This window comes from Gulosibacter sp. 10 (assembly GCF_900163695.1).
Taxonomy (GTDB): Bacteria; Actinomycetota; Actinomycetes; order Actinomycetales; family Microbacteriaceae; genus Gulosibacter.
In genome coordinates, this window is record NZ_FUIC01000016.1 from 16,905 (window position 1) to 31,848 (window position 14,944).

Annotated in this window: 14 protein-coding genes; 6 read left to right on the top strand and 8 right to left on the bottom strand. The window is 70.3% G+C overall.

All coding sequences use genetic code 11. From position 1 onward, the window contains the following. Positions 1 to 22: 22 nt before the first annotated feature. The 4 genes from FM112_RS06350 to FM112_RS06365 form a co-directional block, all read right to left on the bottom strand. The gene (locus tag FM112_RS06350; RefSeq protein WP_087005221.1) at positions 23 to 1,375 is read right to left on the bottom strand and encodes a M20/M25/M40 family metallo-hydrolase; all 1,353 of its coding nucleotides are present in this window, start codon (positions 1,373 to 1,375) and stop codon (positions 23 to 25) included. Between the two features lie 13 nt (positions 1,376 to 1,388). Beyond that, positions 1,389 to 1,955: an HdeD family acid-resistance protein gene (locus FM112_RS06355; RefSeq protein ID WP_087005224.1), complete on the bottom strand. Its 567-nt coding sequence runs from the start codon at positions 1,953 to 1,955 to the stop codon at positions 1,389 to 1,391. 62 nt (positions 1,956 to 2,017) lie between these two features. Beyond that, on the bottom strand, positions 2,018 to 2,701 hold the full coding sequence (locus FM112_RS06360) for a Fic family protein (protein ID WP_087005227.1): 684 nt from the start codon (positions 2,699 to 2,701) through the stop codon (positions 2,018 to 2,020). Positions 2,702 to 2,958: 257 nt separating this feature from the next. After that, on the bottom strand, positions 2,959 to 3,858 hold the full coding sequence (locus FM112_RS06365) for an arginase family protein (protein WP_087005230.1): 900 nt from the start codon (positions 3,856 to 3,858) through the stop codon (positions 2,959 to 2,961). Between the two features lie 128 nt (positions 3,859 to 3,986). Here FM112_RS06365 and FM112_RS06370 point away from each other — a divergent pair, with 128 nt between their 5' ends. Next, complete coding sequence (locus tag FM112_RS06370) at positions 3,987 to 5,036, top strand: tartrate dehydrogenase (RefSeq protein WP_087005233.1); 1,050 nt, start codon at positions 3,987 to 3,989, stop codon at positions 5,034 to 5,036. A 73-nt stretch (positions 5,037 to 5,109) separates the two neighbouring features. Here FM112_RS06370 and FM112_RS06375 read toward each other — a convergent pair whose 3' ends face one another. Continuing rightward, a complete protein-coding gene (locus FM112_RS06375; protein ID WP_087005235.1) occupies positions 5,110 to 5,325 on the bottom strand; it encodes an SCO4848 family membrane protein in 216 nt (71 codons plus the stop codon). Between the two features lie 313 nt (positions 5,326 to 5,638). Here FM112_RS06375 and FM112_RS06380 point away from each other — a divergent pair, with 313 nt between their 5' ends. Next, entirely contained in the window at positions 5,639 to 6,445 is an 807-nt protein-coding gene (locus tag FM112_RS06380) for a DUF817 domain-containing protein (RefSeq protein WP_254910399.1), read from the top strand. A 59-nt stretch (positions 6,446 to 6,504) separates the two neighbouring features. Here the strand turns inward: FM112_RS06380 and FM112_RS17135 are convergent, their stop codons facing one another. Further along, entirely contained in the window at positions 6,505 to 6,675 is a 171-nt protein-coding gene (locus FM112_RS17135) for a hypothetical protein (protein ID WP_176386701.1), read from the bottom strand. A 236-nt stretch (positions 6,676 to 6,911) separates the two neighbouring features. Next, on the bottom strand, positions 6,912 to 7,187 hold the full coding sequence (locus FM112_RS06390; RefSeq protein WP_087005243.1) for a helix-turn-helix domain-containing protein: 276 nt from the start codon (positions 7,185 to 7,187) through the stop codon (positions 6,912 to 6,914). Between the two features lie 176 nt (positions 7,188 to 7,363). Here FM112_RS06390 and FM112_RS06395 point away from each other — a divergent pair, with 176 nt between their 5' ends. Next, positions 7,364 to 7,561, top strand: a complete 198-nt coding sequence (locus FM112_RS06395) for a hypothetical protein (RefSeq protein WP_087005246.1) — start codon at positions 7,364 to 7,366, stop codon at positions 7,559 to 7,561. Positions 7,562 to 7,684: 123 nt separating this feature from the next. Here FM112_RS06395 and FM112_RS17140 read toward each other — a convergent pair whose 3' ends face one another. Continuing rightward, the gene (locus tag FM112_RS17140) at positions 7,685 to 9,292 is read right to left on the bottom strand and encodes a PucR family transcriptional regulator (protein WP_176386702.1); all 1,608 of its coding nucleotides are present in this window, start codon (positions 9,290 to 9,292) and stop codon (positions 7,685 to 7,687) included. A gap of 367 nt (positions 9,293 to 9,659) precedes the next feature. Between FM112_RS17140 and FM112_RS06410 the strand changes: the two genes are divergently transcribed. From FM112_RS06410 to FM112_RS06420, 3 genes are read left to right on the top strand one after another with little or no spacing between them, the layout of a single operon-like run. Then, positions 9,660 to 11,762, top strand: a complete 2,103-nt coding sequence (locus tag FM112_RS06410) for a hydantoinase/oxoprolinase family protein (protein WP_176386703.1) — start codon at positions 9,660 to 9,662, stop codon at positions 11,760 to 11,762. Beyond that, complete coding sequence (locus tag FM112_RS06415) at positions 11,759 to 13,489, top strand: hydantoinase B/oxoprolinase family protein (RefSeq protein ID WP_087005254.1); 1,731 nt, start codon at positions 11,759 to 11,761, stop codon at positions 13,487 to 13,489. The genes FM112_RS06410 and FM112_RS06415 overlap by 4 nt, the downstream gene beginning before the upstream one ends. Next, a complete protein-coding gene (locus FM112_RS06420; RefSeq protein ID WP_087005258.1) occupies positions 13,489 to 14,838 on the top strand; it encodes an MFS transporter in 1,350 nt (449 codons plus the stop codon). Before FM112_RS06415 ends, FM112_RS06420 begins: the two co-directional genes overlap by 1 nt. Positions 14,839 to 14,944: the final 106 nt, after the last annotated feature.

A 14,944-nucleotide genomic window follows, 5' to 3' on the forward strand; every position in this document is an offset into this window, starting at 1 on the left:
GGCCGCGCCTCGATCGCGCGGGTCAGGGCAGCACGATCTTCGCGAGCGCGCGCGTGGTGAGGTCGATCGACTCGAGGTCGACGCGCTCGTTGTTCGCGTGCAGCCGGCCGCGGAACTCCGCGAGCGGCAGCCGCGGCGAGTAGAGCCCGAAGCCGTACACGTTCGTGCCCTGCGCGCGGAGGAATCGGCCGTCGCTGCCGCCGGGGCCGATGACGGCAGCCGGTAGCGCCTCCGGGTACTGCTCGCGGAACACGGTGATGATGCGGCTGTACAGCCCGGTGTCGGTGGGCGAGATGTTGCCGGGTTCGAAGAGCGAGCCGGTGACGCGGATGCTCTCGCGCCAGGGCGCCAGCGTCCGCTGCAGCCACTCGTCGACCTCGGCGGCGGTCTGGCCGGGCAGCACGCGGATGTCGAGGTCGATGGTGGCCTCGCCGGGGATGACGTTGAGCTTGTCGCCCGCCCGCACGATGTTCGGCGAGACGGTCATGCGCGTGAGCGCGTGGCCGAGCGCGGCGAGGTCGTCGAGCCGCGGCAGCGCCGCATCCACGCGTGCCGGGTCGAGCAGCGCCGCGGTGAGATCGGCGTCCACGCCGAGCGCGTGCACGAAGCTGCGCCAGTAGGGGAGGATGACCGGCGGCGCGGGGTTCCGCAGCAGGTGCAGGACGATCTCGGCGGCGATCTCCGCGGCGCTGCGGGACCCCCAGGGCACGGCGCCGTGGCCGGGCACGCCGGTGACGTGGATGCGGCGCGGCGAGCGGCCCTTCTCGCCGATGCCGAGGGTGATGCCGGAGTCGGGCCGGCTCGGGTCGATGAGCATGCCGCCCTGCTCGGTGAGGGCGTCGTCGGCGCGCAGGAGGTCGGGGCGGTTGCGGGTGATCCAGCCGGTGCCGTAGTCGCCGCCGGTCTCCTCGTCGGCGACCGCGGCGAACACGAGGTCGCCGCGCAGCCGGCTGCGCTGGGCGATGGCCTGCTTCGTGACCGCCGCCATCGCCGCCGTGAGCGTGAGCATGTCGACGGCGCCGCGGCCCCAGACCTCGCCGTCGACGATCTCGCCGCTGAACGGGCCGCGCCGCCAGCCGGCGGTCTCCACGGGCACGACGTCGAGGTGCCCGATCAGCAGCAGCGAGCGGGCCGAGGGATCGCGGCCGGGCACGCGGACGATCAGCGAGGAGCGGCCTGGGTGCGGGTCGACCACCTCGGACTGGATGCCCGGCACGTCGAGCGCCTTGCCGAAGAAGGCGTCGAGCGTGCGGACGCTCGCGATCTCGTTGCCCGAGTCGGGCGTGCCGTCGTTCACCGCGGCGTTGCGGATGAGCGCCTGCAGCAGCTTGACGGTCTGGTCGGTGAGGCTCAGCTCGGGCTTGGGGTCGGACATACGGGCCTCCCGATCAGCGGTTCGAGTTCATGCTGAGCGCCCGGACGGTGTTGACCACGCCGAAGAAGAGCAGCGAGATGCCGACGAACAGCCACATCCACAGCGCGAAGAGGAACGGGGACATGATCACGCCGATGCCCGCGAGCAGGCTGATGACGGCGTAGACGAACGACCAGCGGCGGCCGGAGGTGCGCTTCGGCAGCCCGGCGGCGTGGATGAACGCGGCGATGGCCTCGAAGATCCAGGTGACGCCCAGCGCGACGCCGATGAAGACCGCGAGCAGGCTCGTCGCGAGCCCGAGGTTGAGGAAGGTCACGACGCTCGCGGCGACGAAGAGGATGCCGAGCAGGATGTGCGCGGCGCGCAGGCCGGTGCCGTGGGTCTTGTTCGTGAATCCGGCGATGAGGTAGACGATGCCGGTGAGCAGCGCGTAGACGGCGATGATGATGGGGATGACCGCGGCGGTCTGCGCCGGCCAGAGGAGGATGAGCAGGCCGGTGATGGCCGCGAGGACGCCGGCCGCGACCAGCGGGCCGCGAACGGTCTTGCGAGTGCTGTCCGAGCTGGATGTGCGAGCCATGAGCCGTCCAATCTTCGGTGGTGGAGCGGGAGTTCCCCCGTTCCGGCCAGTATAGGGATGGGCTAGGCGGCCAGTGCGTCGAGGAAGCGATGATTGATGAACAGCCGATGGCGGCCGGCGCGGGTGCTGGTCAGCGCCCCGCTGTCCACGAGGCGATTGAGCCAGTTCGTCGCGGTCGGGCGGGACACTCCGCAGCGGTCCATGACGTCCTGAATCCTGCAGTACGGCCGCTCGAACAAGAGGTCCGGGAGATCGGCATCGGCGGTGGACACGGTGTCGCGCAGTTCTCGGGGCATGGCCCGCTGGAGGTATTGGATCGTGCTGATGAGTTCGAGCGCTTCGCGGCAGGAGTCCTCGACGCCGGCGAGCATGAAGGCCGGCCATTCTTCCCAGGCGCCATGCTCGGTCACGGCGAGCAGGCGATCGTAGTACTCCTCTTTGCGACGGATGATGTAGCGGGAGAGATAGAGGACGGGCTCCTCGAGCAGTCCGCGTTCGACGAGCATCAGGATGTTCAGGATCCGGCCTGTTCGGCCGTTGCCGTCGGCGAACGGATGGATCGCCTCGAACTGGTAGTGAGCCGCGGCCATGATGACGAGGGGGTCGAGTTCGTCTCGGCTATGGACGAATTCCTCCCACTGGCCGAGCTTGTCGCGGATCGTGGCTGCGCCTTCCGGCGGCGTGTACCGGGGCCTGCCCGTCTTGGAACTGCCGATGTACGTGCCGGGAAGGGACCGGACCCGCATCTCCCGGCCTTGGATTCGTGTGCAGATCAGCGTATTGCAACGGTATGAGCACGTGTAAAGAAGGCGTCGAAATTTTTACACGTCACCGGGACGTGTAAAGCGGTTTGCAACGTCCTCCGAGGTCCGGGCGGCGGCTCCTGCCGTCTCCGGGATACGGCCAGCACGTCCCTCGGAAGCGGTCGCAGTGCGCAGGCAGGCCCTCCAGTCGCGGAATGCGAGCATTCGCCGTCGAGGCGGCCGGCGCGCGGCCACCCGGCTCAGCCGATCAGCGGCAGCCCCCGCACGAGCCGGTCGAGGGCGAGCACGTCGCGGGGGATGAACTCCGCGATCGTGAGGCCGACCACATCGGCCCGCTCCGCGACGTCCTCGACGATCCGGCGCACCTGGGCGCGGGTGAGCCCGCCCCGGTCGGCGCCGAGCCCCAGCCGCACCTCGTCGCTGTCGACGACATCCACGTCGAGGTGGATCGCGACCCTGCTCGCGCCGGTGCCCGCCAGCCACTCGAGCAGCGGCGCGGTCGTCTCCCGCAGCGCCTCCGGGCCGAAGGCGGGCAGGCCCCACTCCGCGACGTGCGCGTAGGCGTCCTCCTCCCACGAGTGGAGGCCGGTGAGCGCGACGCGCTCGGGCGGGATCGTCGCGGGGAGCCGGCCGCCGAACTCCGGGTCGCCGCGGCCGATGAGCGTCGACACGGCCATCGCGTGGTAGCCCGAATAGCCGGTGCCGTTCGTGTCCACGTCGGGATGCGCGTCGAGCCAGATCACCGCGAGGTCGTCGCCGTAGCGCTCGGCGAGCGCGGCGAAGGGAGCGACGCTCACCGAGCACTCGCCGCCGAGGGTGAGGATGCGGTCGACGTCGTGACGGCCCAGGGCCTCCTGCGCGGCGGCGAGCGAGGCGCTCAGCGCGGAGCGGGACTCGATGCCGTCCACCGCGCCCTCGTCCGGGTCGCCGCCGTCGACGGGCACGACCTCGGTGGGGCCGTCGTGCGGCGGCAGCAGCGCGTCGAGCATCCGCGAGCCGATCGCGTAGGCGCGGCGGGCGTACTCGAAGGGCAGCTCGGGCAGGAACTCGCCGACGCTGCTGCGGCCGGCGCCCTGCCATTGCGGCCAGACGAGGCGGAGGGTGCGGGCGTCGTTCAGCGGCGTTGCGGGGGAAGTCATCGTGCTCCTTTGCGTCGTGGTCGCCAGCGTATCGCGCCTGTTCTTGCAGGGAACCGAGGCTGTCCAGCGCATGAGAGCGGGCGTAGCATGTTAGGCGACACTAAGTTTCTCGGGAAAGGCCGCGATCGTTGCGCAAGTACACCGTTGATGTCATTGCAGGGGATGGAATCGGCGTGGAGGTGATGCCGCCTGCGCTGCGCGCGATCGACGCGCTCGCCGGCCGCCACGGCTTCGAGGTCGCCTGGCGCGAGCGGGACTGGAGCTCCGAGCGATATCGCAAGGATGGCGCCTTCATGCCGGAGGACGGCATCGAGCAGCTCGCCGACGGCGACGCCGTCTTCCTCGGCGCGGTCGGCGATGTCGACATCCCCGACCACGTCACGCTGTGGGGCTTGCTCATCCCGTTCCGCCGCGAGTTCCGGCAGTACGTGAACCTGCGCCCGATGCGCATGCTCCCGGGCATCGCCCCCACGAGCTCGCGCGCCGAGGGGCTCGACGTGGTGATCGTGCGCGAGAACACCGAGGGCGAGTACTCCGAGGTCGGCGGTCGCGTCCACCGCGGCGAGCCGGACGAGTTCGCGGTGCAGGAGGCCGTGTTCACGCGCAAGGGCATCAGCCGGGTCGCGCGCTTCGCGGCGCAGCTGGCGCAGCAGCGCAGCGGCCGGATCGTCTCGGCCACCAAGTCGAACGGCATCATCCACTCGATGCCGTTCTGGGACGAGGTCGTCGCCGAGACCGTCGCCGAGTACGAGGGCGTCGAGGTCGAGCCGGTGCTCATCGACGCGCTCGCGGCGCGCACCGTGCTCAAGCCAACCTCGCTCGACGTGGTGGTGGCGTCCAACCTCTTCGGTGACATCCTCTCGGACCTCGCCGCCGCCGTCGCCGGGTCGATCGGCATCGCCCCCTCGGCCAACCTCAACCCCGAGCGCGAGTTCCCCTCGATGTTCGAGCCGGTGCACGGCACCGCGCCGGACATCGTGGGGCAGGGCAAGGCGAACCCCGTCGGCACGCTGTGGGCGGGCGCGATGATGCTCGAGCACCTCGGCGAGCGGGAGGCCGCGGCGGAGCTCACGGCCGCATTCGAGGGCGTGCTCGGAGACGGCGTCTCGACGCCGGATCTCGGCGGCTCGGCGAGCACCGAGGACTTCGGCGCCGCGGTGCTGGACAAGCTGCGGTAGGACGGATTCCGCGCCCGACGCGGGCGATCGCGGGGCCGCGGCCGGATCATCCGGCCGCGGCCCCGCGGCATCGCTAGGCGATCAGCAGCATGACGCCCGCGACGACCGAGGCCGCCGCGATGGTCAGGGCGATCAGCACGAGCACGAGATGCACGGTGTAGAAGGTCGTGCGGCGCCCGGACTCGTCGCGGGCGCGCGGGTCGGCGGAGACGCGCTGGAAGAAGCGCGGCCACGAGATGACATTGAACAGGGCGCCCACGAAGAGCACGATGGCAGCGAAGATCGTCACGCTGCGATCGTACGCCGTGCGGACGAGGCGGGCCGCGCCTCGCCGCCTCGGAACCGTGCTCCGCCGCATCGCCGGGAGCTGTGGACTTCGCCATCGGTGGCGATGAGCGCAGGCGCGATGAGGCCGCGAGACCTGGGATCGAGCGTCCGGGATGGCCCGTCGGGGTGATGCCCGGCGGCGCAGCGGGGCGGTACAGTCCTGCACCATGACGAGTCGGGAGGGTGAGGGCGGGGAACCTGCCGTCGATCCCCCGGGCGGCGCATCGCGGCGGCTCAGCGCCGCCGAGCGCCGCATCGATCGCCTCTCGCGCCGGATGCTCGAGCGGGCCGGTGAGCGCGGCATCCGCGCGGGCCTGATCGAGTTCCTCGTCTTCGGGCTCAAGCAGGCGTGGGCCTGCCTCTTCGGCGCGCTGATGCTCGTGGCGATCATCGCCGCCAGACTCTGGTGGCCGGACGACGCGGTGTTCGCGAGGAACGACGCGCTCGTGATCGCGGCGGTGGTCATCCAGGCGCTGATGCTGCTCGCCCGGCTCGAGACGGGGCGCGAGCTGTGGGTGATCATGCTGTTCCACGTGGTCGGCACCGTGATGGAGCTGTTCAAGACCGGCGTCGGGTCGTGGCTCTACGATCCCGACGGCCTGCTGCGCATCGGGGGAGTGCCGCTGTTCACCGGGTTCATGTACGCGGCGGTCGGCTCCTACATGGTGCGGGTCTACCGGCTCTTCGACCTGCGGTTCGAGCGCTATCCGCGGCTGTGGGCCACGGCGCTGCTGGCGCTCGCGGCCTACGCGAACTTCTTCGCGCATCACTACGTCTGGGATGCGCGGTGGCTGCTCCTCGCGCTGGTGGTGCTCGTATACCGGCGCACGTGGATGCACTACCGCGTCTTCCGCCGCACGTTCCGGATGCCCGTGCTGCTCGCCTTCGCGCTCGTGGCGCTGTTCATCTGGTTCGCCGAGAACATCGCCACCTGGGCGGGCGCGTGGGCGTATCCCGATCAGGTGGACGGCTGGGAGCCCGTGTCCTGGATGAAGCTCGTCTCCTGGTTCCTGCTCATGCTGATCAGCGTGGTGCTGGTCACGGCCGTGTATCCGCCGAAGCCGGCGGCGCCTTCCCGCTAGGGGCGCGGCCGGGGCCCGGACGCCGAGGGCCGGGCGGAGAGAGGATCGGCGGCGCATCGCTACTCCTCTCGTCCGCACACGTGCTGCAGTGCGGCGATGAGTCGGCGCGCGCTCTCGACGCTCACCTCGAGGTATTCGCCGGGTCCGGCGCCGATGTAGACCCAGGTCTCGGTCGAGCCGTCGGCGCGGCTGAGCCCGATCTCGTACTCCTCGGGGTGCGCCGTGCGCACGAGGTCGGTATCGGTCCGTCTGCTGACGACGGGGACGGCGACACCGGGCGCCCGATGGACGCGGTCCTCCGGCAGGTCGGACTCCAGGTGATCGCCCGCGCACCATCGAGGGCACGGGTCATTCTGCCAGGACGGCTGCATACGCTCAGGCCTCCGCTCTCATGAATCGGCCCGCACGGCGTGATCCCATTGGAGCACGAGCCCCCGACATGGACGTCTTCGGGCGCGACCCGCGCCTATCGGCCGATCGCGATGCCCGGCAGCTGCTCCGGGAGCAGCGACTCGGGGGAGGTCTCGAGCACCTCGGCCAGCGCGATCAGCGTGCGCAGGCGAGGATTGGCGGCGGTGCCGGGGTTCGACTGCCCCTTCTCGAGCTTCCGGTAGGTGAAGACCGAGATCCCGGCGGCCGAGGCGACGCGCTCCTGGCTGAGCCGCTTCTCGTGCCGGGCGCGCTGCAGATTGACGCCGAACTCCCGGGCATAGTCGTCCCACGACTCGAGGCGGTGCGTCATGAGACCACTGTGCCGCGCTGATCTCGTTCACATGTGCATGTATACATGCTTTTCGGTGTAGTGTGAACCGGGTGCATAAATTCCGTACTCCGTGTCAGGCTTCTGGCACGGAGGGACGACGATGGAGGAAAATCGAGAAGACGCCGGGGCAGGCCGGCGGGGACAGGACGACGGATATGTTCACGAGGGGAGATCTCGTTTTCGCGGGTCACGACATCGACACGCCGGATCATCGGCGGATCGCCGCCGGCACGCCCGGCATCGTGACCACATCGGGGCTGTGGACGGGGCGGATCACGGTCGAGTTCACCGTCTCGGACCTGTTCGCCGGCTGCACCATCGAGATCACCGTGAGCGACGCCGACCTGCGGTGACCTCCCGGGCCCGTCCGGAGACGATCGGGCCCGGCGCCGCCCGCGGCGATGCGCGCCGGGGTAGCGCCTGGTCCGAATTCCTCGACTCCCGGAGCACCGCGGGCCGGCGGACTCCTTCCGGGATCAGCCCCGATGCGCTCGCAGCCGGAGCGCGAGCTCCAGCGCGAACGCGATGTCGGGCTCGTCGATGTCGGCGTTGAGGAGCGCGGCTATCCGGCCCAGCCGGTCGTAGAGGGACTGCCGGTTCAGCCGGAGGGACTCGGCCGCGGCGGTCTTCTTCCGGCCGCTGCTCAGGTACTCGGCGAGGGTTCGCACGAGGTCGCTCCCATGCGTCCGATCGTGCCGCAGCAGCGGGGCGAGCACGTGCTCCGTGTACTTCGCCGCGGATGCGCCGTCGGCCAGCTCGTAGAGGAGCCAGTCGGCGTTCGGCAGGCTTCCGTCCACGAACCCCGCTCCCGTATGCGGGCCCGCGGTGAGCGCCGATATCGCCGTGGGGCGGAGCCTGCGCCCCAGATCCGCCCAGTTGCCCGTCAGCGGTCCCTGCGCGATGTTCACCGTGCCCGGAGGCATCTCGTCCGCGGTGGTCTCGCGGATCTGCGCGAGAATCCGCTCGGTGGACTCCGGCGAGGCCGCGGGCACGATCACGAGCAGCTCGTCGCCCACCTGGCCGGCCATGAGGGGCCGCTCCGAGAGCGGCGAGCGCATGATCCGGCGCGCCAGCGTGCCCCATCCCTCGGGCACCCGCTTCGCGCCCTGCCACGCGAGCGCCACCGGGAACAGGGGATGGCCGGCCCTGTCGGCGCCGAGGGCGATCGCGCTCTCCTCGGCGGATGATCGAGAGAACTGGCCCTTGCCGAGGTTCCCGAGGAACTCTCCCCGCGTCAGCCCGCGGGCCACGGTGTCGTCGTGCCCTCGGGCGAGGCAGAGCGAGATCATCAGCGCGGTCCGCTCGACCAGCTCGCGTGCGAGGCGGGCGTCGAGCTGCGCGTCGAACTCGAACGCGCTCAGGTCTCCCCAGACCGCGCCGCTGCGCCGCACCGACATGGTGATCATGCCGGAAGGGTCGTTCGCGTTCCTGGCGGATTGGAAGGCGTCGAGCACCCGGTCCTGGCGAAAGCCGGCCGCGTTGAACGCCGTGATCCCCCGCGCGATGTCCTCGAGGATCACCGGGGCGCCCAGCGCCCCCGCGAGGGTGTCGATGAACTCCTGGACGCCCCCGCCGGCAAGGGCCACGGCGTCGACGGCCTCGAGCAGCGGCGCGGCTCGCCGCCGCACCTCGTGGGTCTGATCGATCAGGGCATGGTGGATGGCCTCGGTGATCTCCGCGAAGCGCACTCTGCGGCGGAAGGCGAAGAGCGGCAGTTCGCGCTGCCGCGCTCTGCGCACCAGTTCGCCCGGCAGCTCCTGCGCGTAGGCCCCGCCGAGCTCGATCCCGAGCGCCGCCGCGCCCTCATCGGCGAGGTCGTCGACGAAGCCCCGGAGGACGCGCTCGTCCTCGCCGAGCGGCGAGCCGGTGGAGAGGATGAACTCGCCCCCGCGGAGGAGCCCGCGCACGTCGACGTGGTCGAACACGTGGGCCCATCGGACGAGCCGGTCGAGCGCGGATTCCCCGGCCATCAGCTGCGGGTGCGCCCGGCGCAGCGGCTGGAGGGCGAGGATGTCCGAGAGCGGCATCCCCTTCGGGTGTCCGGCGCCGCCGGACAGCGTGTCGACATCGTCGTCGGTCCTCATGCGCGGCGCGGTCCTTTCACTGTGGAATGCGATCGGCGGGTCCGGCTCCGAGAATCGGGATCCCCTCACCTTCGAGGCGACCGCGGAGACCGGGTGTGCGGCGAATTGCCGCGCCAGGATACCGAAGACGCCTTCGTCTCCGCTCGGAGCGCGACGGGAGCGAGGCGCGTGCAAGAGGCCGCGGCGCGCGCTCGGCGCACCGCGCATCCGCCGCGCGAACGCGTCCTTCGACCCCGACAGAGTGTCGGGTCGAGGGGTCGAATCCCAGTCACGACGTGGGTACGACGCGGTTCGTCGCGTCCGTACAGTTCCTCGTAGCCATACATCGATGGCATGCAATGAGGCATCTGCGATTGGAGGACTGCTCGTGACGACGAATGAGCAATCGGCGAGGAACGCGCCGGCAGGGGCGACGCTGGGAGTCGATATCGGTGGCACGTTCACCGACGTCGCACTGCTCGACCCCTCGGGGCGGCTGTGGGAGCACAAGATCTCGACCAGCACCGGGAGCGAGGCGGATGCGTTCATCCAGGGCTCGCTCGAGCTGCTGGAGCGCGCGGGCGTGGCGCCCGGGGACGTCGGGGAGGTGATCCACGCGTCGACGATCGCCACGAACGCGATCCTCGAGCACAAGGGGCCCGAGGTCGGGCTCATCACCACCGAGGGCTTCCGGGACGTCCTGGAGATCGCGCGGATCCGAACCCCCTCGCTGTACGACCTCGAATGGCAGAAGCCGGCCGCGCTCGTCAAGCGGCGGAACCGTCGCGAGGTGCGCGAGCGCATCGGCGCGGACGGGGGAGTCGTTGCCGAGCTGGACGAGCAGGGCGTGCTCGAGGTCATCCGGGAGTTCAAGGAGACCGGGATCGACACCATCGCGGTCTGCCTGATCAACTCCCCGATCAACGACGCCCACGAGCGCCGGATCGGCGAGCTGCTCGAGACGGAGTTCCCCGAGTGCACGTTCTCGCTCTCGATCGACGTGCTGCGCGAGCTCAAGGAGTACGAGCGCACGAGCACGACCGTGATCAACGCCTACCTCCGCCCGGTGCTGCGCCGGTACCTCGGCAACATCCGTCAGCGCCTCGACGAGGCCGGGATCCAGGCGCCGCTGCGGGTCATGCGCTCGGACGGCGGCATGATGTCCGACACCGCCGCGCAGCAGCGGCCCATGACCGGGGTCATCTCGGGCCCCGCGGCGGGCGTGCTCGCCGCCGAGGTCGTGGCCCAGCGCGCGGAGGTGCGGGACGTGCTCGCGTTCGACATGGGCGGCACCACGGCGAAGGCGGCGCTGGTCGAGGACGGCAGGCTGCCGCGGACCAACGAGTACGAGGTCCGGGCGGGCATCTCCACGCCGAGCCGATTCATCAAGGCCGGCGGCTACCTGCTCATGGTCCCCGCGGTGGACATCGCCGAGGTGGGCAACGGCGCGGGCAGCATCGCCCGCGTCGACGCCGGCGGCGCGCTGCGCGTCGGCCCGGAGAGCGCCGGCGCGGTACCCGGCCCGGCCTGCTACGGGCGGGGCGGCGAGCAGCCCACCATCACGGACGCCAACGTCGTGCTCGGCAGGCTGAACTCCGGCGCGCTCGTCGGCGGGGCGCTCGAGATCGACGCCGATCGCGCCTATCGGGCGATCGAGGAGCGGGTCGCCCGTCCCCTCGGCATCGACGTCATCGAGGCGGCATGGGGCATCCACCACGTCGCGAACTCGAACATGATGCGGGCGATCCGCTCCGTCACAGTGGAGCGGGGCCGTGACCCGCGGGCGGTCAGCCTCGTCGCGTTCGGCGGCAGCGGCCCCGTCCACGCCGTGGACGTCGCGGCGTCGATGCACATCCCCAAGGTCATCGTGCCCAGGCTCTCCGGACTCCTCAGCGCCGTCGGCCTGCTGTCCTCGAGGATGGAGAAGAGCGACAGCCGCGCGTTCGTGCGCCTCCTCGACGACACCGCCGAACCCGAGCTCCGCGAGGCGCTCGCCTCGCTGGCCGCCGAGTGCGCCGACGGCCTCCGCGCCGAGGGACACGAGATCGAAGAGACCGAGCTGCTGCTGGATCTGCGCTTCAGCGGCCAGGAGAACCATCTGAGCATCCCGTTCGGCGACGGCCCGGACGCCCTCGACCGGGTGGTCGAGGAGTTCGATGCGGAGTACGCGCGGACGTACGGGAGCAGCCTCAACGACGAGCCGATCGAGATCGCGAACCTCCGCGTGATCGTCCGAGGGCCGGAGCGCGAGCGCCAGCTCAGCGATTTCGCGCTCGCCGATCCTGCCGAATCCGAGGGCACGCGGCGCTCCTACTTCGGCCCCGAGCTGGGGTTCATGGACACCCCGGTCATCCGCCGCGAGGACCTCGGCGCGACTCCCACCGCCGGCCCGCTGCTCATCGACGAATACGACACCACGGTCGTCGTGCCGCCCCGCGCGCAGGCGACGATCACCGAACAATCCGACATTCACATCGAGGTGAACTCATGACCGCACGCGACCCCATCACGCTGGAACTCATCAAGAACGCACTCTCCTCGCTCGTCGACGAGATGGCCTACACGGTCATCCAGACCGCCCACTCCGAGATCGTCAAGGACGTCATGGACTTTTCCACGGCCTGCTGCGACGCCCAGGGGAGGATGCTCGCGCAGGGCAAGACGATCGCGATGCACCTCGGCGCCGTGCCCGAGGCGATGGAGGCGGTCCAGGCCGAATTCGCGGGGGACATCAACCCCGGCGATGTCTTCACCCTCAACGATCCGTACGAGGGCGGCATGCACCTGCAGGACGTCTTCATCATCAAGCCGGTCTTCACGGGGGAGACCCTCGCCGGCTGGATGGTGGCCGTCGCGCATCAGACCGACATGGGCGGGCGCGTGCCCGGCAGCAACGCGAGCGACTCCACGGAGATCTACCAGGAGGGCATCCGCATCCCGCCGCTCAAGCTGTACGACCGCGGCGAGCGCAACGACACGATCATCCGCTTCATGCACAAGAACGTGCGCGTGCCGGGCCGCGTCCTCGGCGACTGGGGGTCGCAGCTCGCGGCCTGCTCGCTCGGCGAGAAGTCGTACCTCGAGCTCGTCGAGAAGTACGGCCTGGAGGTGCTGGACGACTACTTCAGCGCCCTGCTCGACTACAGCGAGCAGATGATGCGCGCCGAGATCTCGGCCTGGCCCGACGGCAGCTACGAGTTCACCGACTACCTGGACGGCGACGGCTTCGACGAGACGCCCATCCCCATCAAGGTCACGCTGCACATCGACGGCGATTCGCTGGTGGCCGACTACACGGGCAGCGGCGAGCAGGTGACGGGCGCGATCAACTCGACGCTGTCGTTCACCAACTCCTGCACCTATCTCAGCGTGCGCTGCATGATCCGCGAGGACATCCCGAACAACGCGGGGGTGTTCCGACCGATCACCATCAAGGCCCCGGAGGGCACCATCGTCAACGTGGTGAGCCCCGGGGCGGTCGCCGCCCGGGCCGCCACGGGGTATCGCATCGTGGACGCGATGTTCGGCGCGCTCGCGCAGATCGTGCCCGATCGGGTGCCGGCGGCTGGCGAGGGCGGGAACACCGTCGCCTCGCTGAGCGGCCGGCGCGAGGACCGCTCGCCCTTCATCGTGGTCGACATGCTGTGCGGCGCCTGGGGCGGCCGTCCGAACGCCGACGGCGTGGACGCCGTGACGAACCCCTCGCAGAACATGTCCAACACCCCCATCGAGGTGCTCGAGGCGCAGCACCCGGTGCGCGTCGAGCGCTACGGCCTGGTGCGGGACACGGCGGGCGCGGGCCGGTTCCGGGGCGGGATGGCGATCTCGCGCCAGTACCGCATGCTCAACGAGGGCGGCGGGCTGCTGCAGCTCCGCAGCGACCGGTCGCACCACGCGCCGTGGGGCCTCGAAGGGGGCCGGCCGGGGCACGTGTCGCTGAACTTCCTCCTCGAAGGAGACGAGGAGAAGCCGCTCCCGAACAAGGTGACGATGAGCATCCCCAAGGGCACCGGCGTGCGCCACCAGATGGCGGGTGCGGGCGGCTTCGGCGACCCGCTCGAGCGCGACCCCGGGGCGGTCCTCGAGGACGTGCTCGACGACCGGATCTCGCGCGAGTTCGCCCGCCGGGAGTACGGCGTCGTGATCGACGGCGACGCGATCGACGAGCAGGCGACATCGGCGTTGCGCGACGCCGGTGGAGCGGCGAGCGGCGCGTGATGAGCACGACGACGGGCTCTGCGCCGAAGACGAGGATCCGAGATCTCGACCCCTCCGCGAAGCGGAAGGTCCGAGCCGCCTGGTACGGGATGTGGCTCGACCTGTACGACATCTACCTGCCCATCGTGGCACTCACCCCGGCGATGATGTACTTCGAGCCCGAAGGGCTGTCGGTCGCCGAGCGGCTGCTGATCAACAACTTCGTGTTCGTGCTCACCCTCATCGGCCGACCGCTCGGGTCCATCATGTTCGGCGTGCTCGCCGACCGGTTCGGGCGCAAGCGGATCACCGAGATCTCCGTGGTGGGGTTCTCGGCGTGCACGCTGCTGATCGGGGCGCTGCCGGGGTACGCGACCATCGGCATCGCCGCGCTCGTGCTGCTGTTGGCGCTGCGGGCCATCGGCGGGGTGTTCATGGGCGGGGAGTACACGGGCGCCAACCCGCTCGCGATGGAGGCGACGCCTCGCAGCATGCGCGGCCTCGTCGGCGGCGTCATCCAGTCCGGCTACCCGCTGGCGTATGTCAGCGTCTCCGCGTTGGTGGCGGTCCTGCTGCTCGTCCTCCCGAGTGGCGGGCTGGGGGACGCCTACACGACCTGGGGCTGGCGCATCCCGTTCATCGTCGGCGGCGTGCTGGGCTTCGTGTTCTTCGTGCACCTGCGCCGAGGAGTCGAGGAATCCCAGGTGTGGAAGGAGTCGGTCCGTTCGAAGACGAAGGAGAAATCGCCGTTGCGGGCGGTCTTCGTCGGGGAGAGCGGCAAGGCGCTCGCGCAGACGCTGCTGCTCATGACCGGGCTGTGGTTCGGCGTCCAGGCGCTGACCGCGGCGACGCCGACGCTGCTGATGAACGTGCTGGAGATGGACAGCCAGCAGGTCACGGTCGCGCTGCTCATCGCGAACCTGATTCTCGCGGCGAGCTACGTCCTCCTCGGGCGGCTGGGGCAGCGGGTCGGGCGGAAGCGCTTGCTGCTGTGGGGCGGCGTCGTCGCGCTGGTGGTCGGAACGCCCTTCTACTACCTCATGGTGCAGAGCGCGACGAGCCTCAACATCGTCCTGGTGACGATCACCGCGACGGTCGCGCTGGTCGCGGTGGTGGGCGTGTTCGGGCTCGTGCCGACCTACCTCACGGAACGCTTCCCCGCCGAGGTCCGGTCCACCGGCTACGGCATCGGGTACAGCCTCGCGCTGGTCATCCCGAGCGGGTACGGCTACTACATGAACTGGCTCAGCGGGTTCATGCCGTTCGAGTACACCCCGCTGGTCCTGATCGTGCTGGGCGGCGTGCTCACCGTGATCGGCGCCACGATGGGGCCCGATACACGCCATGTGCGGATGAACGACGAGGAGTAGGGCTCCCCGGGACGGACGGTTTCGAGCGCGGAACCGGCCGTCCCGCGTGCCGCATCTGCACTAGGAGGGCAGAAATCGACGGTTCGGGGCGGAAAACGGGGGTACG